Here is a 24,569-nt window from a genome sequence, read left to right as displayed (position 1 = left end):
ATTCGCTCACTCATTTCAATCAACATACTACTAAGATTATTTTATTTATCTAGTGAATTCTTCTCTTGGTTTAAAAATATTTCTTTCATTTTGTGATATGTCTTTTCATCTATTTCTTTTTCTTCATAGAGTTCTTCTAAAATTGCATTTCGTACAATAATTGAAATATCAATTTCATTTCCTCTCAATAATAATTCCCCCTTTTTAAAATCTATGTTTTAACGAAATAATATATGTCGTTCATTTTTTACACTCCTTCCCTGTTATCGAGGAATCCTCGGTAACTCAACAATAAAAAGATATGAATATATTCATAATGAATAACTCATATCTTCTCAAATTCTATTTCATTTTTTCTTCTAACTCTAACAAATAGCGATCAAAATCAGACATATACAATTGATCTTGTATAATTCGATATTTTTCAAATTCTGTTTCAGCATGAATTTTAGCAATTGCAGCAGTTACTTTACCAGCATCTTTTAATAAACCATATTCAAACATTTCAATGAATCCATTAAGTCTTGTTTCCCTGTCTTGCATTGTTAATGGTATTTTTCTTTGAGCCATATTTTCAGCAAAATCCAAGTAAGATGTAACCATACGATTAAGTTGTGATAATTCAAATTCAGATAAATAATTCTTAGCAATTATGACATCACTCTTTTTAATTTTGCCATCTGGTGCATCTTGCCAAGTCATTAATCCCATATTTTGTTTTTGATGATCAGCTCTTTCTAAAATATGTTCAGCTGCAGTATGACCATGAATTGCATAATGCATTTTGTTTTGAACAGTTGCATAAAATTTACGTTCACTCGCTCTAATTTCACGAACACGTTCTAATTGTTCTTCAAAGTATTTATCAGTTAGGAATGTTCCTTTTTTTATCTTTCATCATCCATAACCCAACCTTTAATTGTATAATCTTTTACAATTGTATTTGCCCATTTTATAAATTGAATAGCACGTTCATTATTAATTTTAAATCCTACAGCTATAATCATTTGTAAATTATAGTGATTTGTCTTTCACCTTCATTTTGAACTATTCGAAATTTTCGAATAGTTGAATTTTCATTTAATTCATTATCTTCTAATATCTTTTTAATATGATAATTGATTGTATGAGCTTCAACATCATATAAAACAGCCATCATTTTTTGTGTTAACCGTATATTTTCATCTTCATAACGAATTTCAATACTTTCGTCAGTATTTCCTGTTGATGCTATATATGTTAAATATTCAGCAGCTGAACTGCGAATAGATAAATCATTTTCTGCCATTTTATTATGCTCCTTATGATAAACCATAAAATAAAGTTATCATAATTTATCAACTTTGGAGATTATTTATTTTAGAGCAGTTCTAATACAATTCCATAATTATTTTATATTTTCAATAAAAAATACAATAGAATCTAAAATAGGAATTAAATCTAGATTTAATTCCTATTTTAATCTTGATATGTTACACGAATAATACCAAAAATATGAACAATTAAAGTATTATAATTAAAATAACATCTATAATATATCATTAATCATTGTACTAAAACTTTAAAAATACTTGTACTCACTAATTTATACTTTGCATAATTACTAAGAGAAGAAATTATTTCTAACATTTCTGGTGACACTTTATAACAGAATAAATTTTTCTTACTATTAATTATTTCATATTTAATTTATCTATAATATCTACATAATAAGAAGAATTAATAAATACTGCACTTTCCAAATAATAAAATCAAACATCAAGCTAGTTTTAAAATATTCACCTCTAATGTTTACATTTCTAATTCTAAAGTATCTTTATATCGTTGCCCACCATCAATCGTTATATCTGTACCTGTTGTATACTTTGATTCATCACTTGCTAAATATAAGGCACAATATGCAATATCATCAGCTTCACCAATATGTCCTAAAGCAGTCTTTTCAATGCATGAATTCAAAACATTGGGATAATCACAAATAATTTTTGTCATTGGTGTTTCTATTGTACCAGGAATAATAGTATTAACACGAATACCATTTTTCCCTAAATCAGCAGAAGCTGCTTTTGTTAATGAAATAACTGCTCCTTTAGAAAGACTATAAGCATTGAATTCAATACTTTTTACTGCAGCTAAAGATGAAACATTAATAATAGAACCTTTTTTATTCTTAATCATAATTGGCGCAACTGTTTTCATTCCAACAAAAGGTCCCCAAGCATTAATCTTCATCACATTTTCAAACGCTTGATAATCTGTCTTATCATAATTAATACCTTTTGATCCAATACCTGCATTATTCAATAAAATATCAACAGTACCAAATTGATTAATACATTCTTCTACAACTTTCTTCCATTCTTCTTCATCAGTTACATTCAATTTCAAGGCAATTGTAGAATGTGAAAAATCTTCATTAATTTTTTGAACAGTTTCTCTCAAAATATCTTCGCACATATCTGTTGCTACAACCTTAGCTCCTTCTTTTGCAAAAAGATAAGCTTCAGCAGCTCCTTGTCCCATTGCTGCCCCAGTAATAATTGCAACTTTATTTTCTAATCTATTCATATAAAATCCTCCTATTTTAAATCTCTTCCTTGTGAAGAAATAACTTTTTTATACCAATAAAAAGAATCTTTTCGTATTCTTTCTCCATTTCCACTACAATCATCTTGGTAATTTACATAAACAAATCCATATCTTTTATGCATTTCACCAGTTGATGCTGATACAAGATCAATACATCCCCAAGAGGTGTAACCCCATAATTCAACACCATCAATACGAACAGCTTCTTCCATTGCTAGAATATGATCTCTCAAATAATCAATACGATATGTATCATGTATTTTATTATTTTCATCAACTTCATCTTGTGCACCTAATCCATTTTCAACAACCATTAATGGTTTTTGATAACGATCATATAAATAATTTAAGGCAATTCGTAAGCCTTTTGGATCAATTTGCCAACCCCAAGCACTAGCTTTTAAATATGGATTCTTCACTCCAAATGACATATTTCCACTTTGATTAGGAGCCACCTTTGGATCTGCCGAAATACAATTTGACATATAATAAGAAAAACTAATAAAATCAACTGTTCCAGATTTAAGAATTTCTTTTTCCTTATCATTTAAAGAAAAAACAACTCCATTTCTTTCATATTCTTTTAATTTATAACGTGGGTAATATCCTCGTGCTTGTACATCACAATAAAAATAATCTTCATTTGCTTCTTCCCATGTTTTTAAAATATCATTTGGGTGACAAGTATTCGGATATTTGATACCATAGCCAATCATATTTCCAACCTTATTATTTGGATTAATATTATGTAATGTTATAACACTCTTAGCACTAGCAATCAATTGGTTTTTAGCAGCATCAGCAATTGTTTGGGGATTTTGATTAGGTATACCTGCTGCAACCCATCCACTAAAATCTATACAATTGATTTCATTGAAAGTTAACCAATATTCAACTTTATCTTTATATCTTTCACCTACTGACTTCACATAACGAAGAAAACAATCAATTGTTCTTGAATCACTCCATGAACCCCATTTATTTACTAAACCAACTGGTGTTTCGTAATGTGATAATGTGACCAACGGTTTGATTCCATATTTCAAACATTCATCAAAAATTTGATCATAAAATTTTAATCCTTCTTCATTTGGCTCTTCTTCATCACCATTTGGAAATATTCTTGTCCATGCAATTGACATACGATAACATTTAAATCCCATTTCTGCCATCAAAGCTATATCTTCTTTATAATGATTATAAAAATCACTAGCTCTATGACTAGGATAATCATAGCCTTCAAAACATCCAAATTCTACATCATCATTAATTTCCATACCAAACAGATTATCTGCTTTAATGTTACCATCTTTAGTCTTGTAAGTAACTTTTCTAGGTTCCGTTTTAGAACCTCTTGTACAGCAATCAGCAGTACTTATACCTTTTTTCCCTTCTTGCCAACCACCTTCATACTGGTTAGCAGCAGTAGCACCACCCCATAAAAAATCTTTATCAAACATCTTCACACACCTCTTCATTTTCTTTTTTTAATATTAGTAATGCATCTTGAGAAAATGGATGCATATCAATAACAGTATGCTTTTCTTTCACAATCATTTTTATATTTGCAATAAATCGCTCTGCTAAATCAACAGCTTTTATACTCCACCCATCGAGATTAATAGATAATCGAATAGTTGTATTATATGGAACATATACAAAAATCAATCCATTATTCGCTTGAGCAACTCGAATATCATTAGTATCATTAATCAATATATCTTGTTTTGGTATTATTGAATTAACCTTTAATTCTTCAAATATTGCTTTTATATATCCATAATCCCAAGCACCAGTAAAAGACATTGCTTCTTCCCATGACTTAGGCATATCAAATCCCTCACCTAAAGAACTTTCGAAACTTTTCTTCACTTTATGCCAACTATATATTCCTGCTGCTCCATATGTTATACCAGCACATGCTCCAGATAAAATACTCATAAAAGCACAACGACGTACATCAAAACGAGTCCAACGCCCGTACATTTGTCCTGAGTATCCCATTTCTTCATAACATGGTTCTGAATTTATTAATGGTTTCCCTGGATATTTATTTTGCATTTCTTCACTTAATGAATATGGCATGGATAAATCTTTTACATTGTGTCCACTTTGATAAAAACACAGATCTAAATACTGATATATTTCTTTTGGAATATATGTATATCTTCCTTTGATATGTGTTGTTAATAAACAACTTGGTGCAAGTTTTTTTAAAGCAGAAGCAACGTAAGCATAATACTTTATAGATTCTTGAGTTGGAAAATCGGTATCTCCACTAACAATATATAATGGTTCAAATTTACTAAATGTTTCATGAACTTTTTCAACATAATTTTTTAAGTAATCAAAAGGTAACACGCCATCAGGAATTAAAGAAGACGCCCATGTTCCAGGTACATAATTACACCACAAAAGCACTAATGATAATTCAAATCCTTCTTTCTTAGCTTTTTCACACATTTTCTTTGCGTGTTCAAAATATTCATCATTCAAATAATTTGGATTATTATTAATAAAAGGATTAAAATTGAAATTGGTTAGAGATGCATCCCATTGTGGTAGAATATTAATTTGAATCGTATTAAAACCTTGAACTTTTCTTTTATACAAATAATAATCCCATTCTTCATCACTTATATTTGTAAATGCAGACCAACAAGTATCTGCTAAGTAAAAAAATGTTTTTCCATCTTTTAATAAAGTTTGCTTGTTTTTAGAAATTTTTAACATGAATATCTCCTCTTGTTATACAAAGAAATAGGTTCAATAATGAACCTAAATCTTATAACTATTTTGATAATTTATTTGATTTAAATTTTCTTAATTTAAATCCTTTTTTTTCATCGAATCCAATCATTAAGCCTAAAACCAAAGGAACAATAAATGCTATACCACAAGCAATACATGCATTGATAAAATCTTGTCCAGGTCCTCCAGCAAATTGAAGAATAGTCATGAAGTTTGTTGCTCCAAAAGAATAAACAGTTACTCCTAAGAAACCACCAACTAACCCTGCTATTGCACTTCCAATAACTTGTACAATCATTGCTTTTTTATTTCTCACTAATACACCAAAGATTGTAGGCTCACTAATACCACCAACAATTAAAGTTACTGCATTAACTCCTGCCATTTGTTTTTCTTCGCCCTTTGCACGAATTAAATAAGCTACAATCATACCTGACATAGCATAATATGCAATGTTCATACCTACGAATACTACAGGATCAAATCCAGCAGTTGTCATATTGACCAAACCAATTTGACCAACTGCGACATGCATACCAGTAGCAATTAAAAATGGGAATACTGCACTTACCAAAGCAATAGCCAATGGTCCTGCAACATCATATAAAGTTGTGATAACCCATGACATACCTTCACCTAACCAGTTACCAATTGGAGCTAATCCACAAAACATCAAAGGAATCATGATAAATAATGTACAAAATGGTACTCCCATAATCTTAAATGATTTTGGAATAACATTATCAAAAAACTTAAAAACATATTGCAATACCCAAACAGTAAGTAAAGTTGGTAACAATGTTTGTGCATAATTAACTAAAGGCATTGATAGAATACCATACATTTTAAAAGGTTCACCTGTTGTTACAATACTTAGAATATTAGGATCAATTAACAATGCTCCTAATAATAATGCCATCGGAATACTTGTATTAACTTTCTTAGCAGTTGACCATGCTACAAATATAGGCATAAAGTAAAATCCACAATTTCCTACAATTGATATCATTTTCATAAAAGGATGTTCCACATTCATAACATTGAACAAATCTGGACCCAACATTGCATATAACATTTTAAATAATCCTGCACCCATCATAATAGGTAAAATTGGAGCAATAGATCCTGAAATAAAATCTAAGACTTTTCCTGGAATCTTTTTAAAATCAAACGGTTCTTTATCTAGATTTTCTTCGATTGATTTTGTTTTTTCAATTCCACTTATTTCACAAAACTCTGGGTATATTTCTGAAACATGTTGTCCAATTATAATTTGGAACTGTTCCCCAGAGAATTGTGCTCCAATTGCACCTTTCACTTCTTTTACTGCTTCAACGTTTACTTTTGATTTGTCTTTAACATTAAGACGTAATCTTGTCATACAATGAACAACACCTGAAATGTTTTCCTTGCCACCGACATTTTTAATAACTTCATTACAAAACTCTGTATACTTTGCCATTTTTCTTTCCTCTCTTTAATATAATATATATGCTAACAAGATATTTGCGCGCTATTTTATCTTGTAAAAGCCCAAAATAAAACCTGATGCTAATAAGAACATTATGAAAACATTCTTAGTATACATCAGGTAAAGCCTTATTTAAGTTACAATCCTGCTCTTGTACAAAATCTATTAATATGTATAACTAAATATAGAAGCTCCTCTTTACTAGGTTCTATATTTAATTCAGCCAAAATATATAATTTAATTTTTTCTATAGTTTTTCTTAATTCTGGAAATTTCTCATATACTTCATCATATAATTTGACATTCTCAGAATTTGTTTCATTTAATCGTGTCGAACGTTTTAATAAATATTTAAGATGTGTTACAAATCGAGAATAATTAAAATCATTACGATCAATAATAATATTCATTTCACTCTCAACAATTTCTGTAATATCATCTATAAAATGTGTTATTTCATCTTTTTGTGTTCCAATTGTAGTCATTTGTTCTGCATTAATGAAATGCAACGCTATCCCACTTACCTCACTCAAAGGCAACTGAATAGATAATCTTTTTTCTATATGGTTAATAGCCCATTTTCCTAATAACATTTCTTTTTCATACAAATGCTTGATTTCATTTGTCATTGGGTTACTTATGACAAGCCCGTTCTTTACATTCTCAATTGCAAAATTAATATGATCACAAAGTGAAAACCAAAATGTTCTACTAAGGTTAACTCCTAAGTAATCACTTCCTTTTTCAACAATTTCTAATGTGACATCAATTACCTCTTCAGGAATCTCACTTAATAAAGTAACATAATGAGAATCTAAACTATAGTATGTTCTATCTTTGATAAATCAACTTCATATGGAGGCTTTGAGAATCCAATTCCTTTACCCATCGCGACCACTTCATGACCATTATCATCAACACAAATAGCAACGTTATTGTTAATATTTTTTATAACCTTCATTCTTTTCAACCCCAGTCCATTTGTTATTGATTATTTAAAACATAACTTAATATTACTGATTCACTTCACTCTTGTCAATTATAACTAAAATAGAACTTCACCTTTTTTAACTTCTCTTTCACCTAAGTTAAAATCTTTTTCATACCCTGAAGGAAAAACTACCATTGTTGTCAAATTGTAACCTTTATCTTTAATAAATTGATTATCAAATTGAACAATAGGTTCTCCAGCTTTTACATAATCACCTTGTGAAATTAAAGAGGTAAAACCTTCTCCATTTAATTCAACAGTATCTAAACCTATATGAACAATACATTCAATCCCATCTTTTGTTTTAATTCCTACAGCATGACCAGTTGGAAAAACACTCTCAGCAACACCACTTATTGGTGAAACAACAACTTGACTTTGTGGAATGATTGCAAAACCATCTCCCATAAGTTTTTGAGAAAATACACTATCGGGTACATCTTTTAATAATATCAATTGTCCATCTAGTGGTGAAACAATTTTAAATTTTTCTTTTTTAAATAAACTAAACATTATTTTTTCTCCTTTTTCTATTTTATCTAACAAAAAAACTTCCTTATCTGCAACCAAAAAATCATAAGAATTTTTCGGGAAAGCCTTCAAAGGAAGTTACAAACCTATTTATTCTTTTTTCTACGCCCTTATAATAATTTAATATTATTAAAAAGTCAACAGCTTTTTAAATATTTTTTGATTATTTCTGATTCAAAAATGATAATATCTCAATGTATCCAGGGGAGGTTATTATGAAAAAGGTTGAATTGAGAATGAATGAACAGAATAAGTATGAAATAATCAAGAAACTTGTAGAAACAGATGAAAATAAGAAAAGAGCAGCTACTAAGCTTGGATGTACAGTAAGAACAATCAACAACTTATCATTAAATACAAGAAACAGGGAAAGAAGAGATTCATGCATGGAAACCGTGGAAGACTGCCCGCTTCTGCAGTTCCTTTAGATATAAAGAATAAGATCATCTCTCTTTATATTAATGATTTCTCTGGCGCAAACTTCACTCACTTCTGTGAGATTGTGGAAAGTGACTTTCGTATAAAGATAAGTGATACAACACTCAACAACTGGATGAAAGCTGAGGAAGTGCTCTCTCCAAAATATTTGATGAACAGGATGAACATCCAAGACGTCCTAAATCAAAATATGCAGGTGAGATGATACAGATGGATGCATCATCATTCCATTGGATTGAAAAAGAAGTGTGGCATCTGCATGTTGCAATTGATGATGCCGATGGTAAAATCGTTGGTGCCTACTTTGATTATCAAGAAACTCTTAAAGGATATTACAATGTCCTCCATCAAATATTAACGAATCATGGTATCCCTACTTTATTTTATACTGACAGACGTACTGTATTTGAATATAAAAGAAAAAAACAGACCTTCAGATGCTGAGGACACATTCACTCAGTTCTCTTATGCCTGTCATAATCTGGGAATCGATATAAAAACTACGAGCGTACCCCAAGCAAAAGGGAGAGTCGAAAGACTCAACCAGACGCTCCAGTCACGATTACCAGTCGAACGAAGGCACACTCATATCACCAACATAGAGGACGTCAATGAATTTTTAAACTCCTACATAAAAAAATTCAATGATCAGTTCGCTCTACGCCTTAACAGTACCGAATCGGTATATGAGAAGCAACCATCTATGGAGGAAATTAATCGTACTCTTGCAGTACTTTCAACTAGAACTATAGACAAAGGCCACTGCATCAGATTCCAGAGTAAATACCATTTTCCAGTACCTGAAAATGGTGACAGAAGATACTTTGCAGGAAAGACTGACTACATGGTCATTGAGACATTTGATGGACAGCTTCTGGCAAATATCGCTGATAAGCTTTATCTGATGGAAGAAGTACCCGAATATGAACTAATATCAAAGGAATTTGATGCTCCTAAGGAAGCACCTAAGAAAGAAAAGAAAAAGTATATTCCTCCAATGAATCATCCATGGAGAAAAGCGAGCTTTGTCAGTTATGCTGCAAAACAAAAGCACCGTTATGGTGCTAATGTTTGATTATTTTTGAGACATTATCAATTTCGGTTGACGAAACTTAACCACTATTTTCATAAATTTATTTACATATTTTTATGACTATGTTATTATACTTTCCAATGAGGGAGTAGTCTCACAAAAATGTGTGATGTTATCAACAGACGCGGATTTAATATCCTGGTGCATCTTAAAGACAAGACTCGTTAAAGAATAATTTTCTTTAGCGAGCTTGTCTTTTTTTGTTTGCTAAAGAGATAGGAGGCATATATGTATTATCAAAAAAGAATATCTGAAGTTATGAAAGCTTGTGAAACAAGTGAAAATGGATTAAGTCATGAAGAAATTATCAAACGTCATCAGCAATTTGGCTATAACATCTTAGATGAAAAGAAAAAGGAAAATCCTTTTATGATTTTTCTTAAACAATTTCAAGATTTATTAGTTATTATTTTAATCATTGCAGCAATCATTTCTGGAATGAGCGGACAGATAGAAAGTACAATTGTTATTGTCAGTGTTATTATTGTCAATGCAATACTCGGAACGATTCAAACATTAAAAGCAGAGAAATCATTGGATAGTTTAAAGAAACTTTCTGTTCCTAAAGCGAAAGTTATACGTGAGGGAACACTTCAAGAAGTTGATTCTACAGAACTAACAATTGGCGATCTTGTCCAAATTGAAGCAGGTGATGTGATTAGTGGTGATGGACGTATTATTGAATGCTCATCTCTCCAAATCAATGAAAGTGCATTAACTGGAGAAGTAGAAAGTGTCGATAAAACAACGGATGTGATTACTGGTCAAGTTGTTGTTGGTGATCAAAAAAATATGGTTTTTTCAAGTAGTTTAGTTACAAATGGAACAGGACGTTATATCGTTACCCATATTGGTATGCAAACTGAAATTGGAAAGATTGCATCAATGTTAAACAATGCCAAAGAAAGAAAAACACCTTTACAAAAAAGTCTAGATGATTTTAGTGGAAAGCTATCTATTGGTATTTTCTTTATTTCACTCATTGTTTTATGTTTAAATCTCTTTTTAGCAAAACAATCTTTAATTGATTCTTTAATGATTGCTGTCGCTTTAGCAGTTGCAGCAATTCCAGAAGCATTGAGTTCAATTGTCACAATTGTTTTATCAATGAGTACTCAAAAAATGGTCAAAGAAAATGCGATTATCAAGAACTTAAATTCAGTTGAAAGTTTAGGGTGTGTCTCTGTCATCTGTAGCGATAAGACAGGAACTTTAACCCAAAATAAAATGACACCACAAACAATTTATTTTTATAATCATTTAATGAAAATTTCTGAATTAGATAATCGTCATCATGATCACAGTGTCTTATTAAAATCTTGTTTATTATGTAATAATGCAGTTATCAACGGTGAACAAAGAATTGGTGATCCAACTGAACTTGCTTTAATTGATTTGGTTCATGAATATACAAAGAATGATATTGAATTCAAACATACTGCAGTGAGAACTTCTGAATTACCTTTTGATTCTGATAGAAAATTAATGAGCATTTCTTCTTTAAATCATATTTATACAAAAGGTGCTCCTGATGTTATTATTAAAAGATGTTCAACAATATTAATTAATGGTATTAAAGAACCCATTACAAAAAGACATCTAGATGCGATTGAAAAAGAAAATCAAAGATGTGCAAACAATGGTTTACGTGTTTTAGGTTTTGCATATAAAGATTACAGAGGAAATCAAGTCACATTAGAAGATGAACATGATTTAACATTTATAGGTTTAGTTTCTTTAATGGATCCACCACGTATTGAAAGTCAAGATGCGGTAGCTAAATGTAAGATAGCAGGTATTAAACCTATTATGATTACAGGTGATCATGTTGTGACTGCCAGAGCAATTGCTACGCAAATTGGGATTTATGAAGATGGGGATTTATCTATTGAAGGTTATGAATTAGATAAGATGAGTGAAGAGGAACTTGATGAAAAATTACCTCATATTAGTGTTTATGCAAGAGTTGCTCCTGAGCATAAGATTAGAATTGTAAAAGCCTGGCAAAAACGTGGCGATATCGTCGCAATGACAGGTGATGGTGTCAATGACGCTCCAGCATTAAAACAAAGTGATATCGGTGTTGCAATGGGAATAACTGGAACAGAGGTTTCTAAAGATGCAGCAAGTATGATCTTGACTGATGATAATTTTTCAACAATTGTTAAAGCAGTGATCACTGGACGTAATGTTTATCGTAATATTAAAAATTCGATCAACTATTTATTATCTGGTAACTTTGCTGGAATTCTTTGTGTTTTCATTGCATCATTACTTTTATTGCCAACACCTTTCTTCCCTGTACACCTACTATTTATGAACTTAATTACAGATTCATTACCTGCCATCGCAATTGGTATGGAAACAGGAAAAAATGGTGTTTTAAAAGAAAAACCAAGAAGTTCTTCCGATTCTATTCTAAACAAACAAACTGTTTTACAAATCACTTTTGAAGGTATTATAATTGCAATTTGTACAATGTGTGCTTATTTATTTGGACTAAAACAAGATCCTCTTGTTGCATCTACTATGGCATTTGCTACAATTTGTCTAGCTCGTCTATTACATGGTTTCAATTGTCGTAGCAATCTTCCATTAACAAAGATTGGTTTTTATACAAATCGTTCAAGCATCTATGCATTCTTAATTGGATTTTCTTTACTGCATGTCATTTTATTCGTGCCATTTATGCACAGTTTATTTATGATTCAAACAATCTCGATAACTCAATTATTTGTTATTTATGCATTTGCATTGATTCCTACTATAATTATTCAGACTAAAAAATATTGGTCATCTGTTAAAATTAATAAATAAAATTTTATAAAATGCATCAACATATATTATAAATGATTGCATAATATATTTATGTTCTCTGTAACGAGATGTTATAAAAGTAGTTACAGGTATGACACAGTGGCACTCCTTTAGTGATATCAAATAGACAGACTCATCCCAATAAACAAATAGAGATATGGTTTTCTTACAAGAAAATCATATCTTTTTAATTACTGATTTTTTGTAGCATATTTTCTATGTTTTCTTTTGACTCATAAAGACAAGTTTTTATTTGTGACATGTCTAAATCAAATTGATAAGAACTGTACTCGAACATAATACTTGTAAAATTTAATAAACTATAAACACTCATAATAATATCATCAAGTTCTACATCTTCAGGATAATATGTTTTTAATTTTTCTTCACCATATTCTTGTTTTAATTCTACTTTTATCACTTTGACTTTTTCATTCATGACTATCCACTCCTTGCTAGCATTATCGATGAATAATCATGAAACATCTAGTCTTGTATATATAATTTTTTTGAGTTAAGATTACACACTTAACTTTTTTGACTCGTCATACAATACCCACCATAAAACTCCATAGCCGATAGTATAAAATCAGTTATTCCTTTATCGTTAGATATATTGATATATTGTATAAGTTTTTCTTTTTGCTCCTTTGATACCAAAAATGTTATTTTTTCTCTAGTTTCTGCCATAATCTCCTCCTATTAATGTTATTTACACCCTCTTTTATTTCTAAATTAGTCCCATTTTATCAAGATAAATTCAATTGTTATTAAAGATCCTACACCCACTTTTACACCTAGCCTTTAACCTGCACAGTCAAATTCATGATTTGAATAATTAATATATCCTCATAACGTTAAAAAAGAAATCTTCATTTTAAGATTTCTTTCATATTTCGCCACACGTTCTCTTATAATTCATAATGGCATTATTCCTTTATTTTTCCTTACAAATCGCACACGGTTGAATTTTGGAGCGAACACGCCCTCATTAATAAACAATATGTATCTTCACTTTGCAATTTCCATAACTATGATGAAACTCATCATTGTACTTTGATAAGTCAATATTTAACATTCCAATATAAACAGTTACCCGATGTGTTTTGCATCGTTAGCCGAAGCAATTGCAATACATTTAAAGAGTTCAAAGACACTCATTGTTTCATTTTCTTCAAGATAGACTTGACTTCCTCCCATACTTGAAGCATAAGCTGAACACGTTAAAATATCATCCCATTTCAAACGCTTTTCTTGAATGGCTTCAAACAATAAAATCATCGTCATAATCTTTGTTGTCGATGCCGGATAAAGCTTTTTTGTCGCATTTTTTTGATATAAAATTTGTTGGCTTTGAGCATCTATTAAAACAGCACTTTCTGCCCCACTTGCAAGATTCGTTGCATGAACAACATTGATTTGACAAAAAAGCATCATGATCCCCACGAACAAACATAATCCTTTTTTTAACATGTAAAACCACCTCATGACATTGTATGTTTTTTTGTCATTTTCTTGATAAAAACGAAAAAAAAGAGAAAACTACTTTTCCCTAGATTTTTTCTATTTCATGATAACAAAAATCAATTGTCTATATATCTCGATAATTTTTTATGTCATCGTATCAATTGAATCACATATAGCAATAATCCGTGATCCTAAAGGAATTTCTTTTCCTTTGAGTCCATAAATATACCCTTTACCATCAAAACGTTCATGATGATGTAAAACAATTTTACTAAAAGGTGCTAACAAATGTGATTTATCAAGAATATTCGCATCTATTTGAGGATGTGTCTTCATCATTTCCCATTCTTGTTCATCTAATTTTCCTTCTTTATTTAAAATCGCATCACCAATTCCTATTTTACCAATATCATGCAAATGGGCAGCAATATGAATCATCCGTGTTTTACTTCTATTTAAATCCAGTAATCCACAAAGAATTTCTGTCATATCACTTACTCTTTTTGAATGTCCTGCCGTATAAGGAATTTTAGCATCTAATGCCGCCATGATACATTCAATAATTTCATGATACTCTAACAATGTACTTTTTTTACATTGATATTTTCTTGTATGTCTGCTCATTTCTATCCTCATGTTATCAAACGCTAACAATTATAACAAAGAAAAGATGATTTTTCATCATCTTTTCTTCCAATAATTTTCAATTGTTTTAATAGATTCATTAGAAACTTCTTGAGGGTTTAATTGAGGATAAGATAAGTAATAGCCTTGTAAATAATCCACCCCTAACTCTAAGACTTTAAGAAGTTCTTCTTTCGTTTCAATACCCTCTGCAATAATATAACCCTCTCTTTGATGTGCATACTCAACAATATTTGAAACAAGTTGTTGCTTATCAAAATCTTTATCAATATTTCTTACAATAGTAAGATCAATTTTTATGTATTTTGGACTTAAATTTAATAAATTAATTTCTGTATTATAACCACTACCATAATCATCCAATGCAAACATTCCTGAAAAACCTTTGGTTTCTCTTTTACGAATCAAAGCTTCTTCTGACATATTTTCTTCTTCTGTTACTTCTACGACGATTTGTGATTGAATATGACTAAAATAGCGATGGAAGCGTTCACGGTCTTCATCATTTAAAGACACCGATGCAATAGAATTAATAAATAATAAAGCATCTTCTTTAACTAATTTATTTTTTCTTAATTGATCAAAAGTTTCTGTTGATTTAAAAATACAAATTCTTTCTACATCTTCAAGTTTATTTTCCTCACGTGCAATTCTTAAAATCATTTCAGGATTTTTCAAAGTAGCAAGTTGACTACGCATTAAAGCTTCATAAGCAATAATTTCTCCATTTTTTGCGGAAAGAATCGGTTGGAAAAGATATGTTAATTGTTCCTTTTCAATTAATTGATAGAACTCTAAATGCATTTGTCGATCATGTTTTTCATCTTCATAAAGGTCCTTATCAAATTCTGCAAGGTTTCCCTTTGTAGATTTCTTAACTTGGTACATTGCAAAATCTGCATATTTTTTCAAAAAGTCAAAATAAATACTATCTTGAGGATACCAAGAAATCCCAATAGAGGCACTTAAATTCATTTTATTACCATTAGGCAATAAAACTGTTCTATGTTGCATAATTGATGTCATTGAAATAAGTCTTTGTCGTATTTCTTCTTGGTTGTCAAAATCATATAAGAATAAATAGAACTCATCTCCTGAAACACGCGCACAAATTGTTTTTTCAGGAACATTTTCTTGGAAACATTTTCCACATTGGCGAATATAGTTATCGCCCCAATCATGTCCAAAGGCATCATTGATTTTTTTCAAGTTATCTAAATCAATCATCACCAAAGCAGCATTTTTTAGTTGTTCAGAGTGTTCAAATAGATAATCCATGTGTCTTTGGAAAGAAAAACGATTATACAATCCTGTTAAAACATCATAATCACGTTCATGTTCAATACGTTGTCTTTCTAAATAACTTGTCGTAATATCTTCAGCAATACCAATTTCACGATCTGCTTCTTTTCGCATTTTCAAACGTACATAACGTAAGCCTACATATTTTTTTATACAGTAAATACGTTCGTTTCCATTTTTAATTTCAACTTGATAATCCCTTTCTACTTCTTTAAATAATTCTTCAAATTGTTCATAAGTTAAAGGAAGAGTGACCTTATCAATACCAAGCAACAAGAAGAAATTGTCTGTGACATAAACATTTTTACTTCCCTTTTTAATTTCATAACCACCAATATCAATACTTGCCATATTCATAATATTTAAGAATTTTGTCGAAGTTTCCAAAACTTCCTGACTTAAATCAATAATTGCGGATGAAAACTGATCAATTTCTTGAATACCTGTCGCGTGTAATTCTGGTATTTCTTTTACGAGTCTTGAATTATCCACTTCTTTAGAAAGACGACTGATTGATCCAGATATTTTTCTAGACACATAAAAGATTCCAATTAATGAAACAATTCCTCCTAATATAATCATTGAAATTTGTAGGTAAAAAAAATGATTAGCGAATGAATAAAGTTGATTTCGTTCAACAAGTGACATCAATTGCCATTGTTGTTTGGAGAAAGGACCATTACTATTATAAATATCTAAATTTTGAATTGCTGCATAGTATTCTTTCCCATTTAAAAATACAAAATTATTTTTATCATAATCTTCTGTTAAATAGAATTTTTTTAATTGCTTACGCTTTAATGATGCCGAGGAAACAACTAAAGAATTGTGTTGAGCATTCGTTTCTACAGAAAGGACATAGCTTCCTTGATTATCATTTTTAAGTTCATCGATCGGCATTAAATTTTCTAAATAAGAAGTAAGAAGTTCAACACCCACCACTCCATAAACGGTTCCATCTGGTAAAATAAGTGGCATCGAATAAGAGATTGCAGAATTCTCATTATTTTTTAAATGATAGATTTTTTCATTCCAATAACCATATTCCTTTGCTTCCATCTTTATTTTATCATGAAATGCTTTTTCAAAAGGTTTATAGAGTAAAGTGTTTTCTTCTGTTGAAAGATCAAAGGTCGATTCCCAATGCGTATCCGTTGAAATATTAAGAGAACGAACAACTTCCACAGGTGCTTTTTCTAAAAGTAAATCTCCATGCTCTTTTACAGAAACCGTACTAGGATCATCATTTCGAATATAAATTCCTGGTTTATTATCTTTATTTTCTCTTAAATCATGTGTATTTAAGATAACAAAAATTCCTGTTGTTTCTTTACTATAAAGCGTTGAAATCAGTTCCTTAGAAATCTCATTTAAAAGCGGTGCACTTGCTTTACTTGAAGAATCCAATGTTTGTAAAGAAATGACATTTTGATCAATAAGTTGTTGGGTACGTTCATTGATTGTTTGTGAAATCGTTGATAAATTAGACCACTTTTGAATCATTTCATTTTGTAGATAACTTTTTCTATTTTCTGTTTGTTGTATCAAAATATCTCTAGCATTTTTATTAAGCTGGCCATTAATCCCCAAAAGCCAATAACTCCCTGTCATTAAGACAATTTCAACAAGAAGCACTATTAAAAGTGGCCTTAAAATCGTCCGGTATACCGTTTTAGAATTTCCCATCTTATTCATAACGATAATCTCCTATTAATCTTCATATGTTTGTAATTGCGTTTTTGTTTCTTGATACCAGTGTTCAAAGTATTCATCACTAGTAAATGAGGCTGTTGCTTGATCAAGATCTTGCCCATTTTTTAAATTGGTTTCAACAACTTGACGGTCTTCAGTTGCTTTATCTGACATCATTGATTGTAAGTAATATCTTGCTTTTGTTCCTTGTTTAAAGGCTTTTGGAGAATACATTGTATTTTCTTTAACTGTGTCAATTGAAACTTCTACAACTTTTTGAGTATCCTTATTGTCACTATTATCAACAAGTGGTTCTACTTTATTGGCTTCTTTTTTAACAGGAAGATATCCTGTTTCTTTAGAAAATTGCACGTTTTGTTTAGCATCTGTTAACCATTTTAAAAATTCTACAGCAGCTTGTTGTCTTGTTTTTGTTGTTTTCATTACAGCCATTCCTGCACCTTGTTGAATCGCATAATTTTTACTATCTTTAAATTGAGGACATGGTAAGGTTTCCATTTTAATTGAATATGTTTCATCATTACTATTTGTTACAGTTTTAGGAAAATAAGTTGCTGAAGAACTCGATCCAACATAACCAATAATATTTCCTGTTTTAATGTCATCTGTTCTAAAGACACCAGAAGCAGTAAAATAACCTTTAATATAAGGAATATAATAATTATCCCATAATTTACGTGCCACTTTTTCATTATAATCAAGTTTCATTTTTCCATCTTTAACTTTAAAGATTTCATGTCCTAATTGCATAGAACCCGCCAAAATATAGTTTGCCATCGCATCACGACCAAAGAACGCTTTTCCATCATTTGGTTTTGGTGTTAAACTATCCGTCCATTCATAATATTTTTGTGAAACTTCTACAAGTCCTTCAATTGTTGATAAATCTTTAGAACTTACATTGGTTGCTTTTGCAAAAATATCAAAATCTATTTTATTGATTGTTAAAATTTCTGTTGATTTTGCAACAGGAAAAACTTTCAATTTTCCATTATTTAAAATATCCCCATCTTGAACATATCCCTCAATATATTCATCAAGTTCATCATCACTAAAATATTTATTTAAATCAACAATACCATGCATTTGATCAATTGTATAAGCAATGTCATTATAGGCTGAAAACATATCTGGAATCTCACTTGCTCCTACTTTCTTTTCAATAGAATCTTTAAGGTTTTTTTCCAAATCATTTACCGTTCCACAAGAAACACTTTCAACATATATCCCATTTTCTTTCCCTTGTGTACGATTAAATTTCTTAACTAACGTATTAAACGAACTTAATTGATCTCCGTTATAATAGGTCCATACTGTAATATCAACAGGATTTGATGAAGAATAAAGTTCTTCTTTTTGACTCCCACATCCTGATAATAAAACCCCTAAAATAATAAAACTACTCATAATTCCCTTTTTCATATTTTTCCACCTTCTTGGCATCTATTATCTCATAAAATCTCCTTTCTATCGAGGATTTTCTATGAAATTAATACATATTTACTTTTTATAATGAATTAAAAAAGAAATCATTTACTGTGATTTCTCTTTTCATATAATAATTTAAAATCTACCTAAAGAAAAAGAAGTATCTTTTTACAGACACTTCCTAAATCATTTATTTTTAATTTAAGCAATTCCAAAGATTGCCCATACGTATTGTCCAAAGAAACATACGAGTGCACTAATAATAATGAATAAAGCAGCGTATGGTAATACTTTTTTAAGTAATTCTCCATCTCTACCCGCTTCATCAACAGCGACTAATCCAATAGCAATACTTTGTGGTGCCATCATTTTACCAGTAGCAACACCTAAGCTGTTTGCGGCAACAAGCCAATATTTATTAGCACCAATACTTGCAGCAGTTGACATTTGAACTGATCCAAATAAAGCACTTGAACTTGTACCTGATCCTGTAACGAATGTACCTAATGCTCCTAACATTGGGGCAAAGAATGGATAAACAGGTCCAAATACTGAAAATAAAGCGGCAACGGCAGCAATCATTCCTGAATATTGCATAACACGAGCTGTTGCTAAAATAAATAACATTGTTAAAATTGTAAACATCATTTGTTTTAATGTTGCAATAAAGACAGCAACCATTTCTGATACTTTTGCTTTTTGGATAAATCCACCAACAATTGCACATAAAATAATTAAGACACCTGGTGTATTGATCCATGTAAATGTTGTCATACTTGCGTTTTTGAATGTAGAAATTTTTACACTTGTCGCAAATGATGATAACGCATCATGAATTGGTGGTACTAAATTACTTGTAAGTAATAAAACAACAAATATTAAAACAAACGGTGATAATGCTTGTAAAGTTTTTCCTACTTTTAAAGGACTTCCTTTTTTTACTTCTAAACGATATTCATCAGGAATAGCGTCTGGATTTGTAAATTTCATACTAGCTAAAATTGTACATACTAATGAGATAACTGAAGCTGCAACCCCCGCAAGTTCAGCACCAACAAAATATGAAACAACCATTTCTGGAACTAAGAAAGATAATCCTGAAACTAAAACAACTGGTACAATGCCTTTAAAGGCAGAAGATTTTCCTTTTGTACTTTTTCCTAAAATATAAACCATTACAAATGGTGTTAAAATAATTAAAACACTTAATGCACATGAAGTAGCAAAAGCAATTAAGTTATTTTCTAAACCTAAGTTTGTTGCAAGTGTTACTGTAGGAATAGCAATTGACCCATATGGTGTTGGTGTTGCATTGGCAACTAAACAAACAAGACATGCTAGAATTGGATCAAAATCTAAAACCCATAACATACTTGCTGGAATTGCAACAGCTGTACCAAATCCAGCCATAGCTTCCATGAAACCACCAAATGACCATCCAATTAATAAAACTAAAACACGTTTATCAGCGGATACACTTGTAAGTAATTTTTTAATCATATCGATTGATCCTGTACGTAAAGATAAGTTATACGTAAAGACTGCTGCAATAATTACAATAACGATTGGCCACATTGCAAATGCAAAACCTTCTAAAATAGAAGTTAATGTATCTGACATAGAGAATCCAAAATATGTTAATGCTTCAACAGCAGCAATAATTAAGGCACCTAAAGCAGCCTTATATCCTGGCCATTTTAAACCACATAAAGCGATTACTAACCAGATAATAGGTAATAAACCTAAGATAAAATTAATAATTAGCATTATTTTTCCCCCTCTTGACAAGCTTATTATAGTGATATTTTATAAAATTTCCATTACTTTTGTAATTTTTCTCAATTTCTTCTTTATTCTCATATTTTTTGTGCTAAAATGGTCTTGCAAAATGGAGGAGATTTAAAATGAAAGAAATTAGTTATGTAGTTAATAACACATTAGGTATTCATGCAAGACCTGCTGCATTGCTTGCTCAATGTTGCGTGAATTTCAAAAGCCAAGTAAGAATTTACTTAGACGAAAAAGTTGCTGATGGAGATAACGTTCTTCAAATCTTAGCATTAGGTGCTAAAAAAGGTGATACTTTAAGACTTGATATCGATGGTGATGACGAAGAAGTTGCAGCAAAAGCAATTGAAGAATTATTACATGGTGCTTTTGAAGAAAAGAAACCTGTAGATGTTTTAAAAATCGCATTCTTTGGAACTAAAGATTATGATAGAACTTTCTTTAGTGAATTAGTAAAAGATAAAGGTCAAGGAACTTACAATTCAGATATCAAATATTTTGATTCTCAATTAGGACCTGAAACTGCTGGTTTAGCTCAAGGTTATGATGCTGTATGTATCTTCGTTAACGATAACGCTTCAAGACCAGTTGTTGAAAAATTACATGAATGTGGTGTTAAATTAATCTTATTACGTTGTGCTGGATTCAACAATGTTGATTTACAAGCTGCAAAAGAATGTGGAATTACAGTTTTACGTGTTCCTGCTTATTCACCATATGCAGTTGCTGAACATGCAATGGCAATTCTACAAGAAGCAAACCGTCGTTTACACAAAGCTTATACAAAAGTTAAAGATAACAACTTTGCTTTAAGTGGTTTATTAGGTTTAGACCTACATAATAAAGTTGCTGGTATCATGGGTACTGGTAAAATCGGTCAATGTATGGCTAGAATTTGTAAAGGTTATGGTATGACAGTTTTAGGATGGGATGCTTATCCTAATCAAGCATTAGTTGATGAAGGTTTATTAACTTATGTAAGTAAAGAAGAATTATTAAAGAGAGCTGATTTAATTTCTTTACACTGTCCATTAATTATGGGAGATAATGGAACTTATCATTTAATTAATGATGAAACAATCGCTTTAATGAAAGATACAGTTATGTTAGTTAATACAAGTAGAGGACCTATCATTGATCCTGAAGCATTAATCAGAGCATTAAAACAAGGTAAATTCCATGCTGTTGCTTTAGACGTATATGAAGGTGAAGATAATAACGTTTATACAGATAAAAGTGATGTTGCTATCACAAACGATATCACAGCTCGTTTACAAATGTTCCCTCAACTTGTTTTAACAAGTCACCAAGCATTCTTTACTCGTGAAGCTTTACAAGCAATCGCTGTTGTTACAATGGAAAATGCACGTAACTTCAATGAAGGTAATGAATTAGGAAGCGCTGAATGTAAAGCATAATAATAATGGGAGCCAAGTGTGGCTCCTTTTTTATTACTTAAAATTACGATATTATTTTTAATAATTCTTGAGTTAATTTTGAATCTAAAGCAGTAAATAGCTTTTTACCTTGGTTGTTTGTGAATACATAACATATATCGTTTTTTTCTTGATATTGTAAGGTACTTTTGTATTTAGGAAGTTCAAATTTAACTCCATTTTTAATCTTATCTAAAACATATTCTTTTTCTCCAAAAGTACTATCAATCACCACTTTATTGTTTTCAATATCAATCACTTTAATTGTCGTAAGATGAACATCAAACATACATAATCCCTCCTTTTTTATAAATTATAATACTTACTTGTGTAAATCTTGTGTTTTCATTTTTAAGTACATAATATTTACACATAATAATGTTATAATATAATAAAGATAAGAGGTGATCTATATGAAGCTTATTTATTTAGTAGTTTTTATTATTATCATCATTATTGGAATTTATCTTTATTTATTCATCCAAGATAGAAAAAATAAAGGTAAAGAAAACAAAGAAACTTACTTAAAAACAAAAGAACTTCATGATTTATCCAGAGATGTTCATAGTGACAACTATGAAATTTCAAGAGCACAAGCACATATGACTTTCCGCAGTCCCGGAGGCATGTAAGCTTACACTCTAACCCTATCATATTGAAAAGGATGTACAAAACATCCTTTTCATTTAAATAAAAAAAGAGTCTTACGCCTAAGCGTAAAACTCACTTCTTCACTATTTAGGTAAGAACACTAAGAAGATTACAAAACAGATATCTAAGATCCATACGATTGGCTTAATTTCTTTAATTTTACCAACACCAATCATAGAAACGGTATATGTAATAAATCCAATAGCAATACCATTTGAAATAGAATAAGCCAAGATCATAAAAATAACTGTCATGAATCCACTTGCTGCATAAACAAGATTATCCCATTCAATACCTTTTAATTGTTGTGCCATTAAAATACCAACAATAATTAATGCAGGCGCTGTCACTGCACTTGTAACACATGAAAGTAATGGTGAAAAGAAAACAGATAATAAGAAGCATACCCCAGTAGTAACCGCAGTTAAACCAGTTCTTCCCCCTACTTCAACACCTGAAGTTGATTCAACGAATGATGTAACAGTTGAAGTTCCAGCAATAGAACCAATAACTGTACCGATTGAATCAGCTAATAAAGCACGATCTACGTTTTCTAGATTTCCAGTTTCATCAACTAAGTTTGCTCTGTTACATACAGCAACTAAAGTCCCTGCAGTATCAAAGAAATCAACAAATAATAATGAAAAGATGGCTACATAACATTGTGGATGTGAAGTTAATTCTCCAAGTCCTGAAGCAAATGCTCCTACTAATGAAAAATCAAAGTCAAATGAAATAACTCCAGTAGGAATTTCTGGCATTCCTTCAACACCACAAACTCCAGCAAAAATTCCCACAACAGCTGTAACAACTAAACCATAGAAAACAGCTCCAGAAACATTTTTAGTTAAAAGTAATAAAGTAATTAAAATACCAACTACTGCTAAAATAACTGTTGGTTCTTGTAAGTTACCAAGACCGACAAATGTTGATTCATTTGCGACAATAATACCTGCATTTTTTAGACCAATGAAGGCAATAAAGAAACCAATACCTGCCCCAATTGCTAATTTAAGTTGTGCAGGAATAGCATTAATAATCATTGTTCTAATTCCTGTAATAGAAATAACTAAGAAAATAATACCTGAGACAAAAACACAGGCTAAGGCTCCTTTATAAGATAAGCCCATACCAAAACAAATTGTATAAGTAAATAAAGCATTCACACCCATACCAGCAGATAAAGCCACTGGATAGTTTGCAACAAGTCCCATAATAATGGTAGCTACAGCAGAAGCAATAGCAGTTGCAAGGAATACCCCTTGAACAGACATTCCCGTTTCACCAAGCATTGCTGGATTGACTGCTAAAATATAAGCCATTGCTAAGAATGTTGTCACACCAGCTAAAATTTCAGTTTTTACTGTAGTGCCTTTTTCACTTAACTTAAAAAACTTGTCTAACATAAATTTCCCCCTTCTTCAAACGTTATTATCGTACATTATTTTTAGACAATTG

At 30.6% G+C, this 24,569-nt stretch carries 23 protein-coding genes and 1 pseudogene; 4 read left to right on the top strand and 20 right to left on the bottom strand.

The features are described 5' to 3' along the window. Positions 1-41: 41 nt before the first annotated feature. The 11 genes from HUU89_RS04170 to HUU89_RS04135 all read right to left on the bottom strand — a co-directional run bounded on the left by HUU89_RS04170 (position 42) and on the right by HUU89_RS04135 (position 8,315). Positions 42-188, bottom strand: coding sequence for a hypothetical protein (locus HUU89_RS04170; RefSeq protein WP_158546538.1), 147 nt, complete (start codon positions 186-188; stop codon positions 42-44). A 154-nt stretch (positions 189-342) separates the two neighbouring features. After that, complete coding sequence (gene rhuM, locus HUU89_RS14910; protein ID WP_230311141.1) at positions 343-783, bottom strand: RhuM family protein; 441 nt, start codon at positions 781-783, stop codon at positions 343-345. Between the two features lie 104 nt (positions 784-887). After that, positions 888-1,007 (bottom strand): RhuM family protein, encoded by a 120-nt coding sequence (gene rhuM, locus HUU89_RS14905; protein WP_227359289.1) that lies wholly within the window; start codon positions 1,005-1,007, stop codon positions 888-890. Then, positions 1,004-1,288 carry a hypothetical protein gene (locus HUU89_RS14900; protein WP_227359288.1) on the bottom strand — a complete coding sequence of 95 codons (285 nt, stop codon included), beginning with the start codon at positions 1,286-1,288 and terminating at the stop codon, positions 1,004-1,006. The genes rhuM (HUU89_RS14905) and HUU89_RS14900 overlap by 4 nt, the downstream gene beginning before the upstream one ends. 503 nt (positions 1,289-1,791) lie before the next feature. Beyond that, positions 1,792-2,568: an SDR family NAD(P)-dependent oxidoreductase gene (locus tag HUU89_RS04160; RefSeq protein WP_117346796.1), complete on the bottom strand. Its 777-nt coding sequence runs from the start codon at positions 2,566-2,568 to the stop codon at positions 1,792-1,794. 11 nt (positions 2,569-2,579) lie between these two features. Continuing rightward, positions 2,580-4,049 (bottom strand): glycoside hydrolase family 1 protein, encoded by a 1,470-nt coding sequence (locus HUU89_RS04155; RefSeq protein ID WP_117481326.1) that lies wholly within the window; start codon positions 4,047-4,049, stop codon positions 2,580-2,582. Further along, the gene (locus HUU89_RS04150; RefSeq protein ID WP_175301073.1) at positions 4,042-5,322 is read right to left on the bottom strand and encodes a DUF4038 domain-containing protein; all 1,281 of its coding nucleotides are present in this window, start codon (positions 5,320-5,322) and stop codon (positions 4,042-4,044) included. The genes HUU89_RS04155 and HUU89_RS04150 overlap by 8 nt, the downstream gene beginning before the upstream one ends. Positions 5,323-5,380: 58 nt before the next feature. After that, complete coding sequence (locus HUU89_RS04145; RefSeq protein ID WP_117346793.1) at positions 5,381-6,802, bottom strand: PTS transporter subunit EIIC; 1,422 nt, start codon at positions 6,800-6,802, stop codon at positions 5,381-5,383. Between the two features lie 146 nt (positions 6,803-6,948). After that, a complete protein-coding gene (locus HUU89_RS15270) occupies positions 6,949-7,563 on the bottom strand; it encodes a PRD domain-containing protein (protein ID WP_317992321.1) in 615 nt (204 codons plus the stop codon). Positions 7,564-7,625: 62 nt separating this feature from the next. After that, positions 7,626-7,772 (bottom strand): CAT RNA binding domain-containing protein, encoded by a 147-nt coding sequence (locus HUU89_RS14690; RefSeq protein ID WP_217498420.1) that lies wholly within the window; start codon positions 7,770-7,772, stop codon positions 7,626-7,628. Positions 7,773-7,856: 84 nt separating this feature from the next. Further along, positions 7,857-8,315 (bottom strand): PTS glucose transporter subunit IIA, encoded by a 459-nt coding sequence (locus tag HUU89_RS04135; RefSeq protein WP_117346791.1) that lies wholly within the window; start codon positions 8,313-8,315, stop codon positions 7,857-7,859. Between the two features lie 254 nt (positions 8,316-8,569). Between HUU89_RS04135 and HUU89_RS15420 the strand changes: the two are divergent. Beyond that, positions 8,570-9,846 (top strand): annotated as a pseudogene (locus HUU89_RS15420) (ISNCY family transposase). Between the two features lie 246 nt (positions 9,847-10,092). Continuing rightward, positions 10,093-12,681 carry a cation-translocating P-type ATPase gene (locus tag HUU89_RS04125; protein WP_117481324.1) on the top strand — a complete coding sequence of 863 codons (2,589 nt, stop codon included), beginning with the start codon at positions 10,093-10,095 and terminating at the stop codon, positions 12,679-12,681. A gap of 187 nt (positions 12,682-12,868) precedes the next feature. Here HUU89_RS04125 and HUU89_RS04120 read toward each other — a convergent pair whose 3' ends face one another. The 7 genes from HUU89_RS04120 to HUU89_RS04090 all read right to left on the bottom strand — a co-directional run bounded on the left by HUU89_RS04120 (position 12,869) and on the right by HUU89_RS04090 (position 21,003). Next, on the bottom strand, positions 12,869-13,120 hold the full coding sequence (locus HUU89_RS04120; RefSeq protein WP_117346789.1) for a hypothetical protein: 252 nt from the start codon (positions 13,118-13,120) through the stop codon (positions 12,869-12,871). Positions 13,121-13,209: 89 nt separating this feature from the next. Beyond that, complete coding sequence (locus HUU89_RS04115) at positions 13,210-13,371, bottom strand: hypothetical protein (protein WP_175301072.1); 162 nt, start codon at positions 13,369-13,371, stop codon at positions 13,210-13,212. 402 nt (positions 13,372-13,773) lie between these two features. Next, positions 13,774-14,154, bottom strand: coding sequence for a D-alanyl-D-alanine carboxypeptidase family protein (locus HUU89_RS04110; protein WP_147579653.1), 381 nt, complete (start codon positions 14,152-14,154; stop codon positions 13,774-13,776). A gap of 138 nt (positions 14,155-14,292) precedes the next feature. Further along, positions 14,293-14,772, bottom strand: coding sequence for an HD-GYP domain-containing protein (locus HUU89_RS04105; protein WP_175301071.1), 480 nt, complete (start codon positions 14,770-14,772; stop codon positions 14,293-14,295). Between the two features lie 57 nt (positions 14,773-14,829). Beyond that, positions 14,830-17,790, bottom strand: coding sequence for an EAL domain-containing protein (locus HUU89_RS04100; protein WP_175301070.1), 2,961 nt, complete (start codon positions 17,788-17,790; stop codon positions 14,830-14,832). Between the two features lie 15 nt (positions 17,791-17,805). Continuing rightward, a complete protein-coding gene (locus HUU89_RS04095; RefSeq protein ID WP_175301069.1) occupies positions 17,806-19,230 on the bottom strand; it encodes an extracellular solute-binding protein in 1,425 nt (474 codons plus the stop codon). Between the two features lie 207 nt (positions 19,231-19,437). After that, on the bottom strand, positions 19,438-21,003 hold the full coding sequence (locus HUU89_RS04090) for an L-lactate permease (RefSeq protein ID WP_175301068.1): 1,566 nt from the start codon (positions 21,001-21,003) through the stop codon (positions 19,438-19,440). Between the two features lie 137 nt (positions 21,004-21,140). Between HUU89_RS04090 and HUU89_RS04085 the strand changes: the two genes are divergently transcribed. Further along, on the top strand, positions 21,141-22,442 hold the full coding sequence (locus tag HUU89_RS04085; RefSeq protein WP_032090322.1) for a fused HPr family phosphocarrier protein/2-hydroxyacid dehydrogenase: 1,302 nt from the start codon (positions 21,141-21,143) through the stop codon (positions 22,440-22,442). Between the two features lie 43 nt (positions 22,443-22,485). On the opposite strand, the gene HUU89_RS04080 is transcribed toward HUU89_RS04085, so the two are convergent. Beyond that, complete coding sequence (locus HUU89_RS04080) at positions 22,486-22,749, bottom strand: hypothetical protein (protein WP_175301067.1); 264 nt, start codon at positions 22,747-22,749, stop codon at positions 22,486-22,488. A gap of 124 nt (positions 22,750-22,873) precedes the next feature. On the opposite strand from HUU89_RS04080, the gene HUU89_RS04075 reads away from it, so the two are divergent. Further along, the gene (locus HUU89_RS04075; protein WP_107030335.1) at positions 22,874-23,092 is read left to right on the top strand and encodes a hypothetical protein; all 219 of its coding nucleotides are present in this window, start codon (positions 22,874-22,876) and stop codon (positions 23,090-23,092) included. Positions 23,093-23,194: 102 nt separating this feature from the next. Here the strand turns inward: HUU89_RS04075 and HUU89_RS04070 are convergent, their stop codons facing one another. Then, complete coding sequence (locus tag HUU89_RS04070; RefSeq protein ID WP_175301066.1) at positions 23,195-24,517, bottom strand: NCS2 family permease; 1,323 nt, start codon at positions 24,515-24,517, stop codon at positions 23,195-23,197. Positions 24,518-24,569: the final 52 nt, after the last annotated feature.

This window comes from Faecalibacillus sp. H12 (genome assembly GCF_013361255.1).
Taxonomy (GTDB): Bacteria; Bacillota_I; Bacilli_A; order Erysipelotrichales; family Coprobacillaceae; genus Faecalibacillus; species Faecalibacillus intestinalis.
The sequence above is the reverse complement of the archived record's forward strand: the minus strand, read 5'-3'. Positions and strand labels throughout refer to the sequence as shown.